General features: G+C 61.2%; 20 protein-coding genes. 8 read left to right on the forward strand and 12 right to left on the reverse strand.

Features of this window, described 5'->3' with window-relative positions:
- Window positions 1-5: 5 nt before the first annotated feature.
- Window positions 6-1,526: an MFS transporter gene (locus tag ACIK7D_RS20435; RefSeq protein ID WP_400157232.1), complete on the reverse strand. Its 1,521-nt coding sequence runs from the start codon at window positions 1,524-1,526 to the stop codon at window positions 6-8.
- 130 nt (window positions 1,527-1,656) lie between these two features.
- Here ACIK7D_RS20435 and ACIK7D_RS20440 point away from each other — a divergent pair, with 130 nt between their 5' ends.
- Window positions 1,657-2,508 (forward strand): LysR family transcriptional regulator, encoded by an 852-nt coding sequence (locus tag ACIK7D_RS20440; RefSeq protein WP_162936893.1) that lies wholly within the window; start codon window positions 1,657-1,659, stop codon window positions 2,506-2,508.
- Between the two features lie 24 nt (window positions 2,509-2,532).
- On the opposite strand, the gene ACIK7D_RS20445 is transcribed toward ACIK7D_RS20440, so the two are convergent.
- Window positions 2,533-3,144: a 3'-5' exonuclease gene (locus tag ACIK7D_RS20445; protein WP_400157233.1), complete on the reverse strand. Its 612-nt coding sequence runs from the start codon at window positions 3,142-3,144 to the stop codon at window positions 2,533-2,535.
- Between the two features lie 82 nt (window positions 3,145-3,226).
- Between ACIK7D_RS20445 and ACIK7D_RS20450 the strand changes: the two genes are divergently transcribed.
- Genes ACIK7D_RS20450 through ACIK7D_RS20460 form a run of 3 tightly spaced genes read left to right on the forward strand, consistent with a single transcriptional unit; the run spans window position 3,227 to window position 6,678 of the window.
- Window positions 3,227-4,321, forward strand: a complete 1,095-nt coding sequence (locus ACIK7D_RS20450) for a PspA/IM30 family protein (protein WP_135398740.1) — start codon at window positions 3,227-3,229, stop codon at window positions 4,319-4,321.
- Window positions 4,321-4,980, forward strand: a complete 660-nt coding sequence (locus ACIK7D_RS20455; protein WP_400157234.1) for an OB-fold-containig protein — start codon at window positions 4,321-4,323, stop codon at window positions 4,978-4,980. The genes ACIK7D_RS20450 and ACIK7D_RS20455 overlap by 1 nt, the downstream gene beginning before the upstream one ends.
- A 6-nt stretch (window positions 4,981-4,986) precedes the next feature.
- The gene (locus ACIK7D_RS20460) at window positions 4,987-6,678 is read left to right on the forward strand and encodes a flotillin family protein (RefSeq protein ID WP_127758131.1); all 1,692 of its coding nucleotides are present in this window, start codon (window positions 4,987-4,989) and stop codon (window positions 6,676-6,678) included.
- A gap of 134 nt (window positions 6,679-6,812) precedes the next feature.
- On the opposite strand, the gene ACIK7D_RS20465 is transcribed toward ACIK7D_RS20460, so the two are convergent.
- A complete protein-coding gene (locus tag ACIK7D_RS20465) occupies window positions 6,813-7,364 on the reverse strand; it encodes a TetR/AcrR family transcriptional regulator (RefSeq protein ID WP_080819798.1) in 552 nt (183 codons plus the stop codon).
- A 78-nt stretch (window positions 7,365-7,442) separates the two neighbouring features.
- Between ACIK7D_RS20465 and ACIK7D_RS20470 the strand changes: the two genes are divergently transcribed.
- Complete coding sequence (locus ACIK7D_RS20470; RefSeq protein ID WP_400157235.1) at window positions 7,443-8,306, forward strand: alpha/beta fold hydrolase; 864 nt, start codon at window positions 7,443-7,445, stop codon at window positions 8,304-8,306.
- A gap of 101 nt (window positions 8,307-8,407) precedes the next feature.
- Window positions 8,408-9,190, forward strand: coding sequence for a pyrroline-5-carboxylate reductase (locus ACIK7D_RS20475; protein ID WP_400157236.1), 783 nt, complete (start codon window positions 8,408-8,410; stop codon window positions 9,188-9,190).
- A 54-nt stretch (window positions 9,191-9,244) separates the two neighbouring features.
- Here the strand turns inward: ACIK7D_RS20475 and ACIK7D_RS20480 are convergent, their stop codons facing one another.
- From ACIK7D_RS20480 to ACIK7D_RS20505, 6 genes are all read right to left on the reverse strand, one after another.
- Entirely contained in the window at window positions 9,245-10,843 is a 1,599-nt protein-coding gene (locus ACIK7D_RS20480; protein ID WP_127758127.1) for an MFS transporter, read from the reverse strand.
- Window positions 10,840-11,280, reverse strand: a complete 441-nt coding sequence (locus ACIK7D_RS20485; RefSeq protein ID WP_127758126.1) for a DoxX family protein — start codon at window positions 11,278-11,280, stop codon at window positions 10,840-10,842. Before ACIK7D_RS20485 ends, ACIK7D_RS20480 begins: the two co-directional genes overlap by 4 nt.
- A gap of 194 nt (window positions 11,281-11,474) precedes the next feature.
- Window positions 11,475-13,457, reverse strand: a complete 1,983-nt coding sequence (locus ACIK7D_RS20490; RefSeq protein WP_400157237.1) for an amidohydrolase family protein — start codon at window positions 13,455-13,457, stop codon at window positions 11,475-11,477.
- Window positions 13,457-13,747: a XapX domain-containing protein gene (locus tag ACIK7D_RS20495; protein WP_127758124.1), complete on the reverse strand. Its 291-nt coding sequence runs from the start codon at window positions 13,745-13,747 to the stop codon at window positions 13,457-13,459. Before ACIK7D_RS20495 ends, ACIK7D_RS20490 begins: the two co-directional genes overlap by 1 nt.
- A gap of 72 nt (window positions 13,748-13,819) precedes the next feature.
- Window positions 13,820-14,512 carry a hydrolase gene (locus tag ACIK7D_RS20500; RefSeq protein ID WP_127758123.1) on the reverse strand — a complete coding sequence of 231 codons (693 nt, stop codon included), beginning with the start codon at window positions 14,510-14,512 and terminating at the stop codon, window positions 13,820-13,822.
- 143 nt (window positions 14,513-14,655) lie between these two features.
- Window positions 14,656-15,588 (reverse strand): VOC family protein, encoded by a 933-nt coding sequence (locus ACIK7D_RS20505; protein ID WP_400157238.1) that lies wholly within the window; start codon window positions 15,586-15,588, stop codon window positions 14,656-14,658.
- A 119-nt stretch (window positions 15,589-15,707) separates the two neighbouring features.
- Between ACIK7D_RS20505 and ACIK7D_RS20510 the strand changes: the two genes are divergently transcribed.
- The gene (locus tag ACIK7D_RS20510) at window positions 15,708-16,607 is read left to right on the forward strand and encodes a LysR family transcriptional regulator (protein WP_127758122.1); all 900 of its coding nucleotides are present in this window, start codon (window positions 15,708-15,710) and stop codon (window positions 16,605-16,607) included.
- A gap of 121 nt (window positions 16,608-16,728) precedes the next feature.
- Here the strand turns inward: ACIK7D_RS20510 and ACIK7D_RS20515 are convergent, their stop codons facing one another.
- From ACIK7D_RS20515 to ACIK7D_RS20525, 3 genes are read right to left on the reverse strand one after another with little or no spacing between them, the layout of a single operon-like run.
- Window positions 16,729-17,808: an alpha/beta hydrolase gene (locus ACIK7D_RS20515; RefSeq protein WP_400157239.1), complete on the reverse strand. Its 1,080-nt coding sequence runs from the start codon at window positions 17,806-17,808 to the stop codon at window positions 16,729-16,731.
- A 23-nt stretch (window positions 17,809-17,831) separates the two neighbouring features.
- Window positions 17,832-18,296 carry a cyclophilin-like fold protein gene (locus tag ACIK7D_RS20520; protein WP_400157240.1) on the reverse strand — a complete coding sequence of 155 codons (465 nt, stop codon included), beginning with the start codon at window positions 18,294-18,296 and terminating at the stop codon, window positions 17,832-17,834.
- Window positions 18,293-19,480 carry an MFS transporter gene (locus ACIK7D_RS20525; RefSeq protein WP_400157241.1) on the reverse strand — a complete coding sequence of 396 codons (1,188 nt, stop codon included), beginning with the start codon at window positions 19,478-19,480 and terminating at the stop codon, window positions 18,293-18,295. The genes ACIK7D_RS20520 and ACIK7D_RS20525 overlap by 4 nt, the downstream gene beginning before the upstream one ends.
- 117 nt (window positions 19,481-19,597) lie before the next feature.
- Here ACIK7D_RS20525 and ACIK7D_RS20530 point away from each other — a divergent pair, with 117 nt between their 5' ends.
- Window positions 19,598-20,491, forward strand: a complete 894-nt coding sequence (locus ACIK7D_RS20530) for a LysR family transcriptional regulator (RefSeq protein WP_137453471.1) — start codon at window positions 19,598-19,600, stop codon at window positions 20,489-20,491.
- Window positions 20,492-20,543: the final 52 nt, after the last annotated feature.

Here is a 20,543-nt window from a genome sequence, read left to right on the forward strand (position 1 = left end):
GTCGCCTAACCTTGGGCAGGCTTTCGCGCCGGGCCGAAGATCATGAAGCTGATGGCGGCGAGCAGCCAGACGCTGATGCCGGCATAGAGCATGACGAGGCCGAAGCCATCCGCAAGCGCCCGATGGACAAGTTCTTCCGAAACGCCCCGCGCCGAGGCGCCGGCAGTTCCCGCCGCGATCTTTTCCGCCAGCGACTGCAATTCATGCACATCCGCACCGGACGGCTGGTTCGCCCGAAGCGAAGCCCGGACGCCCTCGACCAGAATAAAGCCCATGATCGGGATGTTGATGGCGAGCGAAATCATCCGTGCGCTCATGTCGATGCCCGAGGCCATGCCGGAACGGGCGGGGGAAACCGCTCCCGTGGTGGTGTTGGTAACAGGCGTATTGGTCAGCCCGAGCCCGATACCGGCGAGGATGCAGCCGGGCAGCATGGTGAGCCAGCTCGCATTTTCGACGCCGCTTCCCAATTTCATCAGCATGAAACCAAGGCCGATGGTGAACAGCCCGGCCGGAATGACGAGGCGCGGCTGGTAGCGCAGCGACAGGCGCTCCGCCAGCGGCGGCATCACCAGCGCCGGCAGCGTATAGGCAAGCAGGCCGAGGCCGGCGGTGACGCTGTCATAACCGAGGCCCGCCTGAAACCAGATCGGCAAATAGATCATGAACGGCCAGAAGCTGATATTCATCGCCGCAGAACCGATGATCGCCCCGGAAAAAGGCCGGATGCGAAACACGGAGAAGTCGAACATCGGTCTTGAACTAAGCTTTTCAGCAATCACGAAGGCAATGAAGCTCGCAGCCGCGACGCCAAGGATCAGAAGCGCCGCCGGGCCCACAAAACCGAGCGCGGGTCCCTGCGTGATGAAAAAGGCAAGGCAAAAAACGGCGACCGAAAGGGTGACCATGCCGGCAAGATCGAGACGCGCCGCTTCCGGATCGCGGGATTCTCCGACGCCGCCGGCGGCAAGCAGCCATGTTCCCGCGCCAAGCACGACGTGAACGAGGAACACCCATTCCCAGCTCCACAGCGCAACGATGGCGCCGCCGATGATCGGGCCGAAACCCAGCCCCACGCCAGAGACGATGCCCCACCAGCCGAACGCCATGCCGCGTTCGCGGGCCGTGCGGAACTGATGCGACAGGATGGCGATCTGGCACACCAGCATCGCCCCGCCGCTCAGCCCCTGCAGGAAACGGGCGCCGATCAGCACCGAGACATTTTCCGTCATTCCGCAGGCCAGAGAGGAAAGCGCGAAAGCGACGATGCTGGCGATAAAGACACGTTTGCGGCCGAAGCGATCCGCCAGCGCCCCCGTCGCCATCAGCACCATCGTCACGCCGATGGTATAGGCATTCATGATCCACTGAAGCTGGCGGAAATCCGCATGCAGCACCTGTTCGAGTGTTGGCAGGATCGCCGGAACGCTGGAGATTTCCAGTCCGAACATCAGGGCGGAGAGACAAACGGCAGCGAGCGCCATGGCGCTTCTGCTGCCCGCTGGGGCGGTAACGGCAAGGGTCATTCTTCAGCCTTTCATGGGTCGGTTCGCCACTGCGAAAACCGATCTTTGGAGGAGGCACGCTAGACAAAGCTTGACCATAACTGAATTGGATGATTGGCTATTTCAGAGACAACAAATTGGAATAATCGCTATGAGCACGCTGGATGTGGAGGCCGTCGAGGCCTTTGTCACCATCGCCGATATGCAAAGCTTCACCCGTGCTGCCGAAGCGCTCGGCACCACCCAGGGCGCCATCAGCGTCAAGCTCAAACGGCTGGAAGACAGGCTCGGCCAGCGGCTGCTCGAACGCACGCCGCGCTCGGTGCGGCTTTCAGCGCAGGGCGCGGTATTTCTGGCGCCCGCCCGCGAGTTTCTCGCCGCGCATGACCGGGCGCTGGCGGGTCTTTCCTCCCCACGCCGCCGCTTCGGCCTTGGCATCGCCGCCCATGTGGCGGGACCGGAGGTTCCGACCCTGCTTGCACGTCTCAACGACCACGACCCCGGACTTACGATTGAAGTCCGCATGGATCATTCCCGATCCCTGCTTGATGCCTTCGACCGTGGGGAGATCGATGCGGCAATCATCCGGCGCGAGGACGACCGGCGCGACGGCGAGGTGCTCGGGCCGGAACATTTCGGCTGGTATGCAACCCCGCAATTCGAACACCGTCAGGGTGAACCGCTGCGGCTGGCGGCGCTCTCGCCCGCCTGTGGCGTGCGCGACATCGCCACCCGCGCCCTGGATGCGGCCGCGATTGCGTGGACGGAGGTGTTTCTTGGCGGCACATCGTCGATGGTGACGGCAGCCGTCTCGGCCGGGCTTGCGGTTTCCGCCTTCTCCTCCCGTCTCGCACCGCCCGGCACAGTGGAGGTCAGCCAGCGTTTTGGCCTGCCGCCCCTGCCCTCCACGGAAATCATCATGTTTTCCACCCTGACAGACAGCAGATCCCGGGAGGCCTTACGCACGCTCGCCGCCGCCTTTCGCGAACATCGGCCGGGTTAGTGGCGCAATTCCGCCTGACACTGGCTAAACGCCGAACGCTTCCGGCGTCAGTTTTCCGCTCCTCAGGAGATGTTGCAGCGTATAGGAAACCGAAAGCGCATCATCGAGCGCATCGTGCCCCTGCAATGGCGGATGCTCGACGCCGTAATAATCGGCCAGCCTGTTGCTTGGCGTTTTTGCCAGGTCCTCCACCGACATTCCCGCTGCAAGCAGAAGTTTGACGGCATTGTCGAAACGCCCGGCAGGGATGGGTGGCTGTATGCCGGCGACATAACAGCTGATCGCTACCATATTCAGCTCGTCCTTACCCCATGACCAGCATTGGGCACCTTCCGAGAAACTGTCGAAGCTTGAAAGGGCCTCCTGCAAGGGAACGCCTTCCGTTTCGATGATCTCCCCGGTGATCCCCGTCAGTCGGGTGAAGAACGGATCGATCACATATCTTCCGCCATGACGGTCGACCGGACATATATAGACCTTATAGGTCCCCAGAAGCGGAAAATCGCCCTCCAGCCCAAGCCTGACGGCGCCAATCTGCGCAATGACCGGATCGGGATCATGAGCCGCACACCAAAACCTGCGCTGGGAACCTTCCAGGCAGAGGAACTCGCAGTCGAATATGATTGCTTTTTTCATGAACCAACCTCTCAATTCGCGCGGGCCACATCTTGAAAGCACAAATGAAGTGCTTTATATATTTCACATGAGCACGAAACTTTTGTCCAACGTTGTCCTGGCACTGAATCTCTCGGAGGGGAACCGCTCTTCTCTGGAAGAGACGCTCCTTGCCTATCGGCGAGCGATGGCGATCCTTGACCGGACTGAAGGCGCCAATCTCGTAGCCTTGCATGCGGCAGCTTATGAAGAGATCAGGGTCAAGACCAGCCTTCCTTCCCGCATGGTGACGCTGGCTCTGCGCGACCATAGCCAGCGCGATCCGCAAGAGCCGGTGCGGGACATTCCGCTCGACAGCAAGCTCTTTTCGGTCAAGGGGCCGGACACGGTAAGCATCGCCACCCTCTCGGGCCGCGTCGTGGTGCCCTATACCGTCCGTGGCTATCACGACGGCTGGAATGACTTTTCAGAAGCGCGCCTCGTGTTCGAGGGCGAAACCATCAGCATCCATGCCGGAATAAAAACCGGCTTTCAACCGAACAAGGAGGCTTCGATGAACAATGAAGGTATTCTTGGGCGACTCGGGCGTGTCATCGCCGGCGTCATGAACAACGCTGTCGATGCGGCGGAGGCGTCCAATCCGGTTGCGGTAGCGCAGCAGGCAGTGCGGGAAATCGCTCAGATCGCCGATGAGGCCCGATCCGCGCTTGGCGTGGCGGTCGCAGCCGGCCATCGCCTGAAAGCAAAGGCCGCCGATCTCGACGAAGAAATTCGTGACCTCGACGACAAGATCAGGATCGGACTTGAAAACGGCCGCGAGGATTTGGCCCGTGCGGCAACCGGGCTGCAGATTGATCTGGAAGCGCAGCGGGAAGCGCTGAACAAGGCGATTCTCGAGAACGCTGCCGAAATTGCCGAGGCGGAAACCACATTGCGCAGCATCGCCTCCGCAAAGGCGGATGCGCAAAAGCGGCTTGAGGACGCCAAGCGCGCCGAACGCATCGCACCGGCAACCGATACGACCCCATCCCAGCGCAACGACCGCCGTCTGGCTGACGCGCTCGACGCCATCGAAAGAGTAACCGGCACCCCCGCCAAGCCCAATAACGGAGCGGCGGAGGTAGAAGAACTCGGCCGGATGCAGCGCCAGAGCGCCATCGAAGCACGGCTCAAGGCATTTCGTGAGGGGCAGCGCTGATGGAGAGCATTGTCCAGCCATGCACTGCTCCCTTCTGGATCGCCTTGCTGACGGTCTTCGGCCTTGGCATCGTCGAACTCGTCTCGGTTCTTCTTGGTGTATCGGCTTCGGGACTGCTTGACGACAACTTCAGTTACCACGCACCCGGCGATACCGAGGCGGGGTTACTCGGCAGCTGGATGTCCTGGCTTAATGCGGGCGGCGTGCCGCTTCTTGTTCTGGCAGTCATCCTGCTCTCGGCTTTTTCCGTCGCCGGGTTCTTCATTCAGGGGATCGCGTCCGCAACGCCGCTCGGGCCATTGCCGCCCTATCTGGCCATGACCGGCGCCATTGCCGCCGCCCTGCCGGCCACGCGGTCACTCAGCCGCGCCGTTGCGAAGGTCATTCCACGCGATGAGACAAACGCGCTCGAGCAGACCGATTTTCTGGGACTTGTGGGCACTGTCACCATCGGGCCTCTCGATCAGGGCAAGCCCGGCACCGTGCGGGTCAAGGACCGGCACGAGAATATTCACTTCCTGCGCGCACAGGCAGCATCCGGTCACACGATCGATACGGGTGCGCAGGTATTGATCGTCGACGGTGCGGATGGGCTTTTTCAGGCCATTCCCGCGCCGCCGGATCTGGAAATTCACCATAGCGGGCATCATAGGGGCTAACTCACCATGGATTTCTTTTCTCTGGGCCTGATTGCGGGGGCCATCGTCACGGCCATCGTCGTCATCGGCATCATCATGACATCGCTCTACACGCGGTCGACACGCGACAAAGCCTATGTAAGGACCGGCCTCGGCGGTAAGAAAGTCGTTCTCGATGGCGGCGCCATCATCCTGCCGATCTTCCATTCCTATTCCTGGGTCTCTCTCAGCACATTGCGACTGGAAGTGAAAAGATCAGAACATGAATCCCTGATCACCAAGGATCGCATGCGGGCCGACATCACCGCCGAATTTTACGTGCGGGTTAAACCCGATGCAGAAAACATCGCACTTGCCGCCCAGACACTCGGTGACCGGACAAATGATGCCGATGCGCTGAAGTCACTGGTCGAAGCGAAATTTGTCGACGGTTTGCGCTCGGTTGCTGCCACCATGTCGCTGCGCGATCTTCAGGAGCAGCGCGCCGAATTCGTCAAGTCCGTGCAGGCGGCTGTCGCGCACGATCTGCAGTCCAACGGTCTGGAACTGGAATCGGTCTCGCTGACACGCCTCGATCAAACCGACATCAAGCACTTCAATCCCAACAACTCGTTCGACGCGGAAGGCCTGACGGCGCTCACCCGGATCACCGAAGAGCGTAAACGCGAACGCAACCAGATCGTCCGCGACAACGAAGTCGAAATTGCCACGAAGGACCGCGAAGCGGTGCTGCGGCGCTTGACCATCGAACGCGAACAGCGCGATGCGGAGCTGACGCAGGAGCGCGATATCGCCAACAAGACGGCGGAAACGCGGGCGGAAGCGGCAAGGGCCGAACAGGCGGCCCGCCTCAACGAGGAAACGGCAAAGCTCGATACGGAGCGCGGCATCGCCGAACGGGATGCTCAAGCCCGCCAGGCGCGTGAAACTGCCCGCATCGAAGCCGAGCGCGGTATTGCCGAACGCGAGGCGGAAGCGCGCAAAATCACCGAAACGGCGCGAATCGAAGCCGCTATCGCCGTGGCGCAGAAGGTGGAGCAGGAACAGGCTGCCCGCGCCAAGGCGGACGAAGCCAAGGCTTCCGCCATCACTGCGGAAGAACAGGTGGCAACAGCCCGCGAAGTGGAAATCGCCGAACGCGCCAAGCGCATCGCCGTGATCGACGCCCGCAAGGCGGCAGAGCAGGAAGCGACGGCCATCACGGTAAAGGCAGAAGCCGAACGGCAAGCCGCCGAAAACCTGGCTGCTGCCACCAAGATCGGTGCCGAAGCCGAGGCACAGGCCGCGAAAATCCGTGCCGAAGGCGTCATCGCGCTCGGCGATGCAGAGGCGCAGGCGGAACGCGCAAAGAACGATGCACGCAATGCCCTATCGGGCGACATCATCGCATTCGAACTCGCCCGTGCTAGGATCGCCATCATTCCCGAAGCACTTTCCGAGGCGATGAAGCCCATCGAGAAAATCTCCGATATCCGCATCTTCAGCGCCGGTAATCTGGCGGGCGCCCTCGGTGGCGGCGGCGACGCCAAAAACGGCAATGGCCTCGGCGATCTTTCGAGCCAGCTTCTCAGCTTCACTGCGCAAAAGCCGGTTCTTGACGAAATCCTTGCACAGGCCGGCTTCAAGGGTACGGACCCGACACAGGCTTTGTTGGCTGCATCAATCGCGAACGCCACGGATCAGCCGACGCAGGGAAAACAGCAACCTAAAGAGACGTAAAAGTCCTATTCTCTCCGACAACACGCGCGGTCAGCCTGAAGGCGGCCGCGCTTTTCATTTGCTCCGCAGCATGCGGCACCACAAGCACCGATGGCTCCGGTCAGGCCTCTGCGTGAAAACGCACCGGCATACGCCTAGGCAGACTGAAGCAGGCTGCTCTCCAGCGTCTTAAACGACGTGACATCCTGGCGCGCCAGCGAAACAACCCACGCGCCCTGCAGCCCGATCACCAGTCTTTCGGCATCGGTCTGCGGATCGTGACTGCCCAGGCGCCTTGCCTGAGCTACAATCCTTGCGGTCCAGTCATTGAGCACATCCGCACCGATCTGGCGCAAATCGGGCTTTTCATCGCCGGCCTGAATGATGCTGAGCACCGGGCAACCCATGATGCGGCCATTTTCCTGCGAGAGGCGGGCTATCGCACGGGATAACGTCACCGAGCCCGAAGCGAAGCTCTCCGCGTCCTCGAAACTCGCGTCGATCAGCTCTGCCACCTTCCGGCCCGCCCATCGCGTCGCCTCGGCGGCGAGCTGCTCCTTGCCGCCGGGAAAATGATAATAGAGAGAGCCTTTCGGCAGGCCCGTCTCCGCGAGAATTTCAGCCAGCCCCACACCCGCATAACCGCGCCGCCGAAACAGCGCGGAGGTGGCCCGTATCAGAGCGTGGCGGTTCTTGCTTTCGTCCATTCGCCTGTTTTAAGCGCTGTAGACCGGTTGGTCCAGAGATGTTATTAGACCAAACGGTCCAGGAGGAGGAAGGGATGGATGACTGATATTGCAGAGAGCCGGGAGATCGACATTGTTTCGGAAGGGCACAGGCTCGCCGGCCGGTTCTTTCCGCCCAGGGGGCCAGCCCGCGCGCATCTTGTCCTTCATGGCGCAACGGGTGTTCCGGCGCGCTATTATCGCGCCTTCGCCACATGGGCGGCCGGTCAGGGCGTCGGTGTCCTGACTTATGATTATCGCGATTTCGGCGCATCCCGACAGCGCCCCGTCCGCGAAAGCCGGGCCACGATGGCCGACTGGGGAATTGCCGACCAGACGGCCGCCGAGGCCGCACTTTGCCAGATAGCACCGGAAGGCCCCCTCTGGCTGCTCGGCCATTCCCTCGGCGGGCTGACGTTTCCTTTTCGACGCCATGACGAACGGCTCGAGCGTGTCATCACCATCGGCTCGGGCTTTGCCCATGTCAGCGACCATCCATGGACCTATCGGCCCACGGTCATCGCCTTCTGGTATCTGCTCGGGCCTGTCAGCACGACACTCGCGGGCTATCTTCCCGGCCGAAGGCTGCTGCTGGGTGCGGATCTGCCCGCCGGAATCTACTGGCAATGGCGGCGCTGGTGCACGAGCCGGGATTTCTTCCGGCGCGATATCGGCAAATCACTGCCAGAACCGGATTTTTCCGCCACCCGCTTCGATCTGCGCATGATGACGATGGCAGACGATGTGGTGGTGCCGCCCGCCGCCGTCTGGCGTTATGCCGACGTTTTCCCGCAGGGAAGCGTCAACCGCAGAACCCTGCGCCCGGAAGAATTCGGCCTCACCTCGCTGCGCCATATCGAGGTCATGTCAGAGCGTGCAGCACCGGCATGGCCGGCGATATTGGGGCTGGAAGAGCCGGCATAAACCGGGCGCGGCTCCGCCTCGACCGCAAATTTCCCCCTCTGCTTGTCGACAATTCCGGACGGAAAAATTAGCATCACGCGAAACGCCGCAGCGGAGCAATCATGTCACTTCCCCAGAAAATCGGTTTTATCGGAACAGGAGCCATCACCGATGCAATGGTAAGAGGCCTGCTCGCCAGGCCTGCCGCCGTGCCGCATGTCATGGTGTCCCAGCGCAGTGCCGATATCTCGGCGAGGCTTGCCGCCGATTTCCCGCAGGTGATCGTCTCCAGCGACAATCAGGCAATCGTCGATGGCTGCGATACCGTCATGCTGGCTATCCGGCCGCAGATCGCTGAAGAAGTCATCCGGCCGCTCCGGTTCCGGGAGGGGCAGAAGATCGTCAGCGTCGTTGCCGCAACCGGCCGCGAGGCGCTTCTGGACTGGATCGGCGCGGATGTGCGTCTCAGCCAGGCGATCCCGTTGCCCTTCGTCGCCCGGCGCAAGGGCGTCACCGCCATTTATCCTGCCGATACGGATACGGCTGCTATCTTCAACGTGCTCGGCAATGCGGTGGAATGCGAAACCAAGGCGGAATACGATCTTCTGGCCGCCGCCAGCGCTTTGATGGCCACCTATTTCGGCATCATGCAAACGACGACGGAATGGCTTTCCGAGAACGGTCTGCCGGAAGAAAAGGGCCGGGCCTATCTCGCGCCCCTCTTTGCCGGCCTTTCCGAGGTGGCCCTGCTCGCCGGCAGCAGGACGGATTTCATCGATCTCAGCCGTGAATTCGCCACCAAGGGCGGGCTCAACGAGCAGGTGCTGCTGGATTTCGACGGCAAGGGCGGATCAGGGGCGCTGAAAGATGCGCTGAGCCGTGTGCTGGCGCGGATCACGCAATAATCGGACAATCGCGTGGCAACAACGAAAAAGGGGCCTTTTCGGCCCCTTTCCGTTTTACGCCTTCCCCGGACGGTTGATTGTGAGGAAGTGCCGCACCACCGGCTTTTCCAGCCCGGAATGATAAGCCAGCACCTTGCCCTGCAAATCCGCATCCGCGTGGGAAACCCGCTTGTGCTGGCGCAGATGCTCGGCCCAGGATTCCACCATGAACCATTCGACGATCTTCTGCGGATCGGCAGAGTCCTCCGTCACGCCCCAGCCATAGGCGCCATCGCGCCGGCGTTCCTGCGAAAGCTCGTCCAGTGCATGCAGGAAAGCGGAGCGGTGATGCTTTTCGACATTATATTCGATGAGGATCAGAACCGGGCCGCGATCATGGGCCACCGGCTCGGCAACGAGCGGTTCGGGCCAATGGTTGGACGGCACCATATCCGCATCGCCGGCCGGCAGTTTCAGGCGGTGCATGACGAGACCGGCAATGAAAAGGCCTGCCGCACCGATGAGCAGCGTGCCCGGCACGCCCGCCGCTTCACCCACCGCGCCCCAGCCGATGCTGCCCGCTGTCATCGCGCCGTTGAAGACGGTGAGATAGACGGCGAGACCGCGGCCGCGCACCCAGTTCGGCAAGATCGCCTGGGCTGCGCCATTCAGCGTCGTCAGCGCCGTGATCCAGGCGCCGCCGAGAAACAGCAGGATGACGATGGCAAGCCACTTTGGCGGCGCGAAGGACAGCCCGGCCATGACGAGCGCAGTCGTGAGAGCCGCACCCAGCAGCAGGGCATCGGCATCGAAACGGTCGCGCAGCTTCGGCATGAGCAGCGCACCGCCGATGGCACCGGCCCCGACAGCACCGAGCAGGATACCGTAGAAGCTCGCATCTCCGCCGAGCAATTGCCGGGCGACCAGAGGCAACAGCGCCCAGACGGCACTGGCGAATGCAAAGAAGATCGCAGCCCGCAACAGGACGACATGCAGCGGCCGGCTGGCGCGGGTGTAACGAAGGCCCGCCCGGAATGCGCCGAAGAAACCTTCCGCCAAAGCATCATTGGCGTTCTTTGCCCGCGGCCACCATAAAAGGGCGGCGATGACCACGAAATAGCTTGCAACATCGGCGCCATAGGTAAAGGCCGCCCCGAAGGCCGCAAGCAGGATGCCGCCGGCGGCCGGGCCGATGGAACGGGCGATGTTGATGCCGAGCGAGTTCAGCGCCACGGCGCTCTTGATATCCTCACGCTTCACCAGTTCCGGCACGATGGCCTGCCAGGTCGGCCCCATCAGCGCAGCGCCGATGCCGCCGAGGAAAGTAAGCCCGATCAGCGCGCTGACGGACAACAGGCCGGTATGGGAAAGAACCATGAGGGTGACGCTGACGGAGGCCAGCAGAAGCTGCACGGCGATCAGGAACTTGCGGCGGTCGAGAATATCGGTCAGCACGCCGGCCGGGATCGCCAGAAGAAAGATCGGCAGGGTTCCGGCCGCCTGAACCATGGCGACGGCCGCCGGCGAGGCCGAAAGATCGGTCATCAGCCATGAACTGGCGACATCGCGCATGAAACTGCCGGTATTGCCAAGCACCGTCGCCGCCCAGAGGACCGCGAAAACCGGTTGCGCAAGGGGAGCAAAGCTGCTCGCGGAGGATTTTGCGGCACTCATTTGCCTGTTCCTTTCGTGAGATCGATTGCGGCGACGATGATGAAAGCACCGGCAAGGCCAAGATGCTCGAAGAAGGCGTTGGTGGCCATCATGCGGTCCATGCCGGGCGCCATTTCCCAGAAGCGCAGAGCGATGAAGGTGGCCAGAAGCGTGAAGCCTGCAAGTGCCAGCGCACCGGCCCAGCGCAGGAAGCCCGACACCACCAGAGCGGAGGCGGTAAGCTCGAACAGGATGACGACAACAGCGAATGCGACCGCCGGCTGAAGGCCAAAATGGTTCATCTCGGCAATCGCGCCAGGGAAGTCGAAGATCTTGGTCAGCGGCCCCTGAATATAGGCCGAGCAGAGCGCCAGAAGCGCCAGGGTTTTTGTGGCGGGTGCGGCAACGATATCCGCGAGAAGCCCGCGAAGGCGAAGGGTTGAAGATGGCTCGGTCATTTTTTGCTCCTGCGATCTGGCCGGTCGGTTCGAGCGGCGCTGCATTCATCTGATGGAGCGATATTGGCGCAAAGGATTATCGCCAACAATTGCATCAATAGTTTCGATATAATTGCGTAATTTGCAATATACCTATTCCCGGGCCCACCGGGCAGCGGCGATCCGCTGCCCGGTGGATTTTCTGCTGGCCGGGCTCAGACTGCCCAGCAGGAGCAGCCCAGCGCTCCGAAGAAGCCCTTCAGATCGGCAATCGGCAATTTCGACGTCCATGCGCCGGCATGGTCGTGGCCGTGCACACCGCAATCATTGGCGCAGCCGCAGGAGGAGATCGCAGCCCGTCTGAGCGAATTCTTTCCAGCGCCCTGCGGCTCACCCCAGGCGGCATAACCGCCGAAGGTGCGCACAGGCGACCAGCCGGGCATCGCCGGCGGAATATTGCTTTCATCCAGTGCCTTGAAGTCACCGGCGCCATAGACGACCTTGCCGCCCACCATCGTCAGTTCCGAGGTAAGGAAGGAGATTTCATCCTCCGCGCAGGAGAAATAATCCTTGTCCGGCACCACGAGATCGGCGAACTGGCCTTTTTCGATGCGGCCCTTCTTGCCTTCCTCATTCGAGAACCAGGTGACTTTTTCGGTCCACATGCGCAGCGCCGTCTCGCGGTCGAGGCAATTGGCGCGCGGATAAAGCTGCATGCCGCCGACCGTCTTGCCTGTCACCATCCAGAACAGCGACACCCACGGATTATAGGAGGCGACGCGCGTCGCATCCGTTCCGGCCGAAACGTTCACACCCTTTTCCAGCATCCGCGCAATCGGCGGTGTGGCTTCCGCCACGCCCTGGCCGTAACGCTCGACGAAATATTCGCCCTGATAGGCCATGCGGTGCTGGGTGGCGATGCCGCCGCCAAGGGCGGCAATGCGGTCGATGGAGCGGTCGGAGATGGTTTCGGCATGGTCGAAGAACCAGTTCAAGCCTTCCAGCGGAATGTCCCGGTTGACCTTTTCGAAGACATCCAGCGCCCGCGAAATCGTCTCATCATAGGTGGCGTGCAGACGCCAGGGCCAGCGGTTTTCCGCCAGAATCCGGACGACATCTTCGAGCTCGCCTTCCATTTCCGGCGGCATGTCCGGTCGCGGCTGGCGGAAATCTTCGAAATCGGCGGCGGAAAAGACCAGCATTTCGCCTGCGCCATTGTGCCGGAAATAGTCGTTGCCCTGCTTGTATTTGACCGATGACGTCCAGTTGAGGAAATCCTCCTTCTCCTGTTTCGGCTTCTGCGTGAAGAGGTTGTAGGCCAGCCGAACCGTCATCTGATTCTCATCCGACAGCTTCTGGATCACCTCGTAATCGTCAGGATAATTCTGGAAGCCGCCGCCCGCATCGATCACGCCGGTCACGCCCAGCCGGTTCAGCTCACGCATGAAATGGCGGGTGGAATTGACCTGATAATCGAGCGGCAGCTTCGGCCCCTTGGCAAGCGTCGAATAAAGGATGCCGGCATTCGGCTTGGCGAGCAGCAGGCCGGTCGGATTGCCGTTCGCATCGCGGGTGATTTCGCCGCCGGGCGGGTTCGGCGTATCCTTGGTGTAGCCGACGGCGCGCAGCGCCGCGCCGTTCAGCAGCGCCCGGTCGTAAAGATGCAGCAGGAAGACCGGCGTATCCGGCGCCACCGCATTGATCTCCTCGATGGTCGGCAGGCGCTTTTCGACGAATTGATGCTCGGTGAAGCCGCCAACGACCCGCACCCATTGCGGGGCGGGCGTGATCGCCACCTGACGCTTCAGCATGTCCATGGCGTCTGCCAGCGAGCGCACGCCGTCCCAGCGCAGTTCCATGTTGAAGTTCAGGCCGCCGCGCACGACGTGGGTGTGGTTGTCGATCAGGCCAGGCAGAACCCGCTTGCCCTTGAGGTTGATGATCTTCGTGTCCGGCCCTGCAAGGGCCACGACCTCGGCGTCGCTTCCCACCTCCAGGAACAGGCCGTCCTTGATGGCGACTGCCGTTGCGTTCGGATTGCCGCGATCGAGCGTCGTGACGCGGCCGTTGTGAAGGATCGTATCTGGATGCATGGAAGAACCTCCGGTCTTGATGGGATCAGCGGCCTTAGCCGGTGAAAACAGATTCGGAAAGGCAAGGCTCGAGGCCGCGCCAAGAAAGGTGCGTCGTGTGGGCATCAGCTTCTCTCCCGCTCGGTCGGCTGTTTAACTTCGGCGAGACCCGTGGTTTCAGCGCCACCCTTCGGCATATGACCGAACATGTGCGGCTTGATCTGGTTGATCCACGAAACGACGGCCGGTTCCTTGCCGGCAATCGTCTTCGCGAAAGGAATGATCTGCTCTCCAACCAGGATGCCGAGCAGGCCGACGAGAGCGATGACGGGCGGTGCGGGAGAACGCACATTGAGCAGGCTGTAGACAATACCGACCAGCAGGCCGGTGCCGAGGGACAGAAGATAGACTTTCATGGGAACCTCCTCGATGGGTGAAAGCCGCACCGGGCTGGATGGCGATCCTGCCGGTGCGGCGCGGTTGAAAGCTTATTTCTTGGCCGGGTTGGGGCCGATGCGCTTGCCATGCCTGACGCGCTCTTCGCCGCCATGGACGTGGGTGACGGCATAGTCGATGCCCATGCCGTAGGCGCCGGAATGTTCCTTCACCAGCGAGGTGACGGCGTCATAGGTTTCCTTGCGCGCCCAGTCGCGCTGCCATTCGAGCAGCACCTGCTGCCAGGTGACGGGAATGATGCCGGCCTGCACCATGCGGTCCATGGCATATTTGTGCGCATCGACGGAGGTACCGCCGGAGGCGTCCGCCACCATGTAGATCTCGTAATCTGCGACATCGTGGAGCGCGGAGAGCGCAAAGGTGGTGTTGCACACTTCCGTCCACAGGCCGGAGACGACGATCTTCTTGCGGCCGGCCGCCGCATTCTTCGCCAGCGCATCGCGGACATTCTGGTCATCCCAGGAATTCATAGAGGTGCGCTCGAGAATGTCGTTTTCCGGGAAGACCGCGAGCAGTTCCGGAAAGGTGTTGCCGGAGAAGCTTTCCGTTTCGACCGTGGTGATGGTCGTCGGGATATTGAAGATCTTTGCCGCCTTGGCGAGGCCGACGACATTGTTCTTAAGGGTCTGGCGGTCGATCGACTGCACACCGAAAGCCATCTGCGGCTGCTGGTCGATGAAGATGAGCTGGCTGTTAGCGGGGGTAAGGACTTCGAGCTTGGACATTTTCAGTTCTCCGTTCAGGTGGTGGTTGCCGATCTGCGGCGGTGGAAATTGAGAAGGCTTCGCCGGCCGGCCGCCCGGCAGGGGCAGCCGTCTTGAAAAGCGAGGATCTATCTTGGTCAGTGGATGCGGATCAGGGACCCGCTTTATGCCGCAAGCGGAGCGAGATTCGCCTCGATCTGATTGCGGAAAGGCTCGTAGCGGTTCGGCAGCTTGAGCGCTTCGCCCAGATGCGCGGTATCCTCGTCGCGGTCGAAACCGGGTTCATTGGTGGCGATCTCGAACAGGATGCCGCCCGGCGTGCGGAAATAGATCGCCCAGAAATAATCGCGGTCGATGACGGGGGTGACCTGATAACCCGTATCCATCAGCGCCTTGCGCACTTCCAGCTGCTTTTCGCGGTTTTCGACTGCGAAGGCGATATGGTGGACCGAGCCTGCTCCCGACCGGGCAAAGGGTGTCTTGGGCAGGGCCGCAAGATCGATCGTATCTGCCCCGTTGCCGCCGGGGATGACGAAGCGCGTCACGTTGCCTTCAACTTCAGTCCGCTCATAACCCATGAAACGCAGCAGTTCTTCGGTTGCGGCCGTATCGTGCAGATTGAACCGTGCGCCGGTGAAACCGCGTATGGCGTTGTCTTCGGAAATTCCCTCGGCCAGCCAGGCGGCACGGGCGTCATCGCCTGTTTCGATCAGAGCAAGACCATCGCCATCGGGACCGGTGAAGCGCAGGCGATTGGCGCCGAAGACCGTGTCGGCCTGAATGCCGGCGGCGCCTTTGGCAAGGAGACGCTCTTTCCAGAAACCCAGCGAACCCTTCGGGATGGAAAACTGCGTCTCGCCCACTTCGCCGACGCCGGGACGGCCGGCCATCATGTTGGCGAAGGGAAAATAGGTCATGACCGTGCCGGGCGTTCCCTTTTCGTCACCGTAATAAAGGTGATAGACGCTGGGTTCGTCGAAGTTGACGGTCTTTTTAACCCGGCGCAGGCCGAGCGTATCGGTGAAGAAACTGTTGTTCTGCCGCGCATCCGACGCCATGGAGGTGACGTGGTGCAGGCCCTTGATATCCTTGATCATCGTCGGCGCCTTTCGTTGTTGGTGTGCCCGTTTCGATGGACAAAGATGTAGCCCGCTTGATTGCATCGCGGAATTGCAATATTTCTCTCGAGTGAATTGCGATTTTTGAAATAATAAAGATGAACGACCATAAAGCTCTCAAAACCTTTCTGATGGCGGCCGAAAAGCGCAACTTCGCGCAGGTGGCCCGCGAACTGGGCATGACCGCAGCTGCCGTCACCCGGGCCATTGCCGCACTTGAATGCGATCTCGGTGTGCAATTATTTGTCCGCACCACCCGACAGGTGTCGTTGACGACGGACGGAGCCATCTTTGCCGCGCAGATCCAGCCGGCGGTCGAGGCACTGGAGAATGCCCGGCGCGATGTCCGCAACGCCCACAAGGCAGATGAAGGGCGTCTGAGGATCAGCGCGCCGACATGGCTCGGCAAGACGGTGCTGCCGCCGATCCTGTCCGGTTTCCGGGAACTCTATCCGAAAATGTGCTTCGAGATCTCGCTGTCGGATGGTCTCGTCAACATCGTGGATGACGACTACGATCTGGCGATCCGTATATCGTCGGCCCCATCGGACAAATTCACAATCTGGCGCAAGATCAGGGCCGTGCCGAGAATATTGGTGGCGGCCCCGGGCAGCCGGTTTACGCAGATGGAACATCCCGGCGAACTGACCCCTGATGATTGCCTTGCCTATAGCGGCGAAAGCCGGAGGGAGAACTGGGTCCTGTCGGATGGCGGATCGAGCATCGCCATCTCCGCGGGACGCGCCTTCAGCGCCAATAATGGCGAGGTTCTGGCCGATATGGCGGCGGGGGGTGCAGGTGTGGCCATGTTGCCGGGATTCCATATCGCCGAACACATCCGCAGCGGCCGGCTCGTTCATGTCCTGCCCGGCTGGGCGCCGCAGGAACTCTGGTTGACGCTCTATTATCCGCCCTATCAGAAACTGCCGCCCCGCATTGCGACCTTCTCGAAATTCTTCGAAGAGCAGCTACCGGCGCATATGGTAATGCTGGACTAGAGCCTACAAACCGCAACGCCGCCGACGCGCACGAGCGCGCCGGCATGCTGCGTGACGTAAATGTAGCGGCAGCAAGAGCTGGCAATGGCCCGGGCTGCCGTGACATTTTTATGGTCGGCTTCTACGCCAGATGCTGGTTGAAGAAGGCGGCGATCCGGTCGAACGGGATCTTGTCGGCGCGGTCATACAGGTCCGTATGGTTGGCATCGGGAATGATCACGAGTTCTTTTGGTTCGGCAGCCGCCGCGAAAGCGGTCTCGCTGAAATAGCGGGAATGCGCTTTCTCCCCATGGACGAACATCACCGGGCGCGGCGATATTTCGGCGATATAGGTCAGGATCGGCATATTCATGAACGACAGGGGTGTCGTCTGCGTCCAGGCATTGCCGGAGTTGACGGCACGCGCATGGTAACCGCGCGGCGTCCGGTAATAGTCGTGATAGTCAATCAGGAACTGCGCTTCGCCACCCTTGAGATCGTTATAAGGCAGCTGATAGGCGGGGCTTCCCTTTTCCGCATCCTGCCAGCGCTGCCGGCTCATTTGCTCCAGCGCCTGCGTGCGCTGTTCGAGGGTAACGCTGTCGTTGTAACCTTTGGACATCACCCGCGTCATGTCATACATGGTGCTGGCCACGACTGCCTTCACGCGCTTGTCCACCGCGACCGCATTCAGCGCCATGCCGCCCCAGCCGCAGATGCCGATGACACCGATGCGTTCGCGATCCACATAGGATTGCAGCCCGATATAGTCCACCGCGGCACTGAAGTCCTCGGTGTTGATATCCGGAGAGGCGACGTTTCGGGGCTCACCGCCGCTTTCTCCGGTATAGGACGGATCGAACGCCAGCGCGGCAAATCCGCGCTCCGCCATGGTCTGTGCATAAAGGCCGGACGACTGTTCCTTCACGGCGCCAAAGGGGCCGCTGATGACAAGAGCGGCCAAAGGCGCAGTTCCGCGGTTCTTTGGCAGGTAGAGGTCACCTGCGAGAGTGATGCCGTAGCGGTTCCTGAACGAGACCTTCTGGTGGTCGACATTGTCACTCTTCGGGAAGACCTTGTCCCACGTGGAGGTTTGGGCGAAGGCCTGTGTCGTACCCGCCATCGGCGCCATGCCCATTGCGGCGACGGCGAGGCCGGTTGCCTTCATCAGGTTGCGCCTGCCGGTATTGCAGGTTTCATCAGTTTCGATTGGCTTGCTCATGCTGGGAACTCCTGTGGTTCGGTTCATTGGACGCGTTCGATACGCAGCGGAAATTCCCCGGGGATATGGAGCGCTTCATAACCTTCATCGAAGCGTCCCAGCCGGATGAGGCCGGGATGCCTGTAGTCGGTATAGAACATCGCGAGATTGCCCCAGGGCATGTAATAACAAAGGTCGTAAGGCCGCTCGTTGTTGAACGGACCATGGCCTTCGACTGTCAGCTTTCGAGGGAGATAGGCGATCTTCTCGTTGGAGCCGAAGTCGGCGATCTTGAGATCGAGCGGAAGCATGGATGCAAAATCGCGCGCCGACGGATTGTCGTAGAGCGTCGCCATCATCGTGTTTTCTCCGAAAGTCAGCTTGATCTTCAAGTCGCTCCGCTCCTGATTGTTAGGGCTGCTTTTGCTGAAAGCCCGCCGGGGCAAGATGATCGCGGCGGCCAGCGCCAGCAGGGTACGTCTGGAGGAACAGGTGAGGCGAACATTCATGATGGCCTCCGCGCCAGCCGCCAGGCGGCAAAAGAGGCAAGCGAGGAACCGCAGAGCAGCAATGCGCTCAAGGTGAAGGCGGACCACCAGCCGAAACTGTCGAATAAAATGCCGCCGACAGAGGCCCCCGCCGTGATCGCCAGTTGAATGACCGCAACCTGCAGCCCGCCGCCGGCCTCTGCATCGTCGGGCAGAATGCGGCTCAGCCAGGTGCCCCAGCCGACCGGCGCGGCGGTTCCAAGAAAACCCCAGCCGACAAGCGCGGCGACAACAGGAAGTTTCGTATCACCAAAGACGACCATGAAGAGCGCGATACCGGCCATCATCAACGGAATGATCACAAGAATGCTGAAAAGACGGCGCTGCAGCAGCCGGCCGATGACCCATGTTCCAACCGTTCCGGCCAATCCCATGATCAGTAGAAGCAGTGACAGCACGGTGATTTCGACGCTCGTGACCTGCTCGAGAAAGGGTCGCAGATAGGTGAAAAGTGCGAACTGACCCATGAATAACAGCAGGATCGCGATCATGCCCGCTGCCACGGCTGGACGTCCAAGCAGCCTGAAAACATTCGCGGATGCACGGTCGCGCCGAGGCGGGAGTTCCGGCAGGACGATCCATTGCCACAGGAGCGCAAGCAGGCCGATCGGCACGACAAGAAAGAAGGCGCCGCGCCAGCCGATATAGGCGCCCAGCAGGCTGCCGAGCGGGGCGGAAACCGTTGCCGCAACCGCATTGCCGGCATTCAGCAGGGCAAGCGCCTTCGGCACCTGGGCATGGGAGACAAGACGCATGACGATGGCGGTGGACATCGACCAGAAGCCGCCGATAGAAATGCCGAGCAAGGCGCGGCCAAGCATCAGAACCGGGAAAGACGGTGCAAGGGTGACCACTATGCCGGACAGCATCAGCAGCACCGTCAGGCCGAGCACGACAACGCGCCGGTCGAACCGCCGGGTCAGGCCGGCAATGAACAGGCTGGTGATGACCGCAAAGATGCCGGAGACGGAGATCGCCTGCCCCGTATTGCCTTCCGAAACCCCGAGATCGGCGGCGATCGGCGTCAGCAGGCTGACGGGCATGAATTCCGAAGCGATCAATACGAAAGCGCAGAGCGTCATGCAAAGCACGGCGCTCCATGCCGCGCGTCTGCTGCCCATCTCTTCGTCATAGGTAAGAGCCATTCGCACTAAAATCCCGGTTTCTTTCGATGGCGGGAAGATATTGCCGGACGACTTTACGGACAATCCGTGCTAATCCGCATGGACTTATCGAAATTCAATATTAATCAGGGGATTCTGATGCAGCGAGAGGACATGAAGGATCTCCTCTGGTTCATGGAGGTTGCCAAGGAGCGGAGCTTCACAAAGGCTGCGGCGACGCTTGGAACATCACAGTCGACATTGAGCTACACCATCAAGCAGCTGGAAGCCCGGCTGGGCGTGCGCCTGCTGACGCGGACGACCCGCAGCGTGGCCACGACGGAAGCCGGCGAGCGCCTGTTTCTGTCCATCGCTCCGCGATTTCAGGGCATCGAGGCGGACCTGGCGGACCTCGTCGCCTTTCGCGAAAAACCCTCAGGCACCGTGCGCCTGACGCTGTCCGATCACGCCCTTCAAACGACCGTCTGGCCAAAGCTGAGCCGCGTGCTCACCAACTATCCTGATATCCATGTCGAACTCTATAGCGACAACGGCATGCGCAATATTGTCGAGGAACGCTTCGATGCCGGCGTGCGACTGGGCGAGAGCGTCGACAGGGACATGATTGCCGTCAGGATCGGTCCGGACTGGCGTCTCCGGGCCGTGGCTTCGCCGGACTACTTCGCCAGACACGGCATCCCTGCCATACCCCAGGATCTGGTCGGCCATGTCTGCATCAATACGCGTCAGGCCACCTGGGGCGGATTTTACAGCTGGGAGTTTGAAAAGGACGGGCGAGAACTGCGGGTCAGAGTTGACGGGCAACTCAGCTTCAATTCCTCGATCTCCCAGATCGACGCCGCGATGAAAGGCTACGGGATTGCATATGTTCCGGAAGACCTTGTCGAGGAGCACATAACCGAAGGGAAATTGCAGGCGGTTCTGGACAATTGGAGCGCGCCCTTCACCGGCTATCACCTCTATTACCCCAGCAGGCGTCAGATGTCTCCGGCGATGAAGGTGATCATCGACGCCCTGCGCCATCATGCCTGATACAGGGGATTGAAGTCTGACGAGGACAACCGCGTCAGACCAAAACAGCCCC

The organism is Agrobacterium sp. P15N1-A, from assembly GCF_044626815.1.
Lineage (GTDB): Bacteria > Pseudomonadota > Alphaproteobacteria > Rhizobiales > Rhizobiaceae > Agrobacterium > Agrobacterium leguminum.

Coding starts and splice junctions, on each gene's coding strand:
- ACIK7D_RS20435 (WP_400157232.1), bottom strand. CDS start 1,526: ATGACCCTTGCCGTTACCGCCCCAGCGGGCAGCAGAAGCGCCATGGCG.
- ACIK7D_RS20440 (WP_162936893.1), top strand. CDS start 1,657: ATGAGCACGCTGGATGTGGAGGCCGTCGAGGCCTTTGTCACCATCGCC.
- ACIK7D_RS20445 (WP_400157233.1), bottom strand. CDS start 3,144: ATGAAAAAAGCAATCATATTCGACTGCGAGTTCCTCTGCCTGGAAGGT.
- ACIK7D_RS20455 (WP_400157234.1), top strand. CDS start 4,321: ATGGAGAGCATTGTCCAGCCATGCACTGCTCCCTTCTGGATCGCCTTG.
- ACIK7D_RS20460 (WP_127758131.1), top strand. CDS start 4,987: ATGGATTTCTTTTCTCTGGGCCTGATTGCGGGGGCCATCGTCACGGCC.
- ACIK7D_RS20465 (WP_080819798.1), bottom strand. CDS start 7,364: ATGGACGAAAGCAAGAACCGCCACGCTCTGATACGGGCCACCTCCGCG.
- ACIK7D_RS20470 (WP_400157235.1), top strand. CDS start 7,443: ATGACTGATATTGCAGAGAGCCGGGAGATCGACATTGTTTCGGAAGGG.
- ACIK7D_RS20475 (WP_400157236.1), top strand. CDS start 8,408: ATGTCACTTCCCCAGAAAATCGGTTTTATCGGAACAGGAGCCATCACC.
- ACIK7D_RS20480 (WP_127758127.1), bottom strand. CDS start 10,843: ATGAGTGCCGCAAAATCCTCCGCGAGCAGCTTTGCTCCCCTTGCGCAA.
- ACIK7D_RS20485 (WP_127758126.1), bottom strand. CDS start 11,280: ATGACCGAGCCATCTTCAACCCTTCGCCTTCGCGGGCTTCTCGCGGAT.
- ACIK7D_RS20490 (WP_400157237.1), bottom strand. CDS start 13,457: ATGCCCACACGACGCACCTTTCTTGGCGCGGCCTCGAGCCTTGCCTTT.
- ACIK7D_RS20495 (WP_127758124.1), bottom strand. CDS start 13,747: ATGAAAGTCTATCTTCTGTCCCTCGGCACCGGCCTGCTGGTCGGTATT.
- ACIK7D_RS20500 (WP_127758123.1), bottom strand. CDS start 14,512: ATGTCCAAGCTCGAAGTCCTTACCCCCGCTAACAGCCAGCTCATCTTC.
- ACIK7D_RS20505 (WP_400157238.1), bottom strand. CDS start 15,588: ATGATCAAGGATATCAAGGGCCTGCACCACGTCACCTCCATGGCGTCG.
- ACIK7D_RS20510 (WP_127758122.1), top strand. CDS start 15,708: ATGAACGACCATAAAGCTCTCAAAACCTTTCTGATGGCGGCCGAAAAG.
- ACIK7D_RS20515 (WP_400157239.1), bottom strand. CDS start 17,808: ATGAGCAAGCCAATCGAAACTGATGAAACCTGCAATACCGGCAGGCGC.
- ACIK7D_RS20520 (WP_400157240.1), bottom strand. CDS start 18,296: ATGAATGTTCGCCTCACCTGTTCCTCCAGACGTACCCTGCTGGCGCTG.
- ACIK7D_RS20525 (WP_400157241.1), bottom strand. CDS start 19,480: ATGGCTCTTACCTATGACGAAGAGATGGGCAGCAGACGCGCGGCATGG.
- ACIK7D_RS20530 (WP_137453471.1), top strand. CDS start 19,598: ATGCAGCGAGAGGACATGAAGGATCTCCTCTGGTTCATGGAGGTTGCC.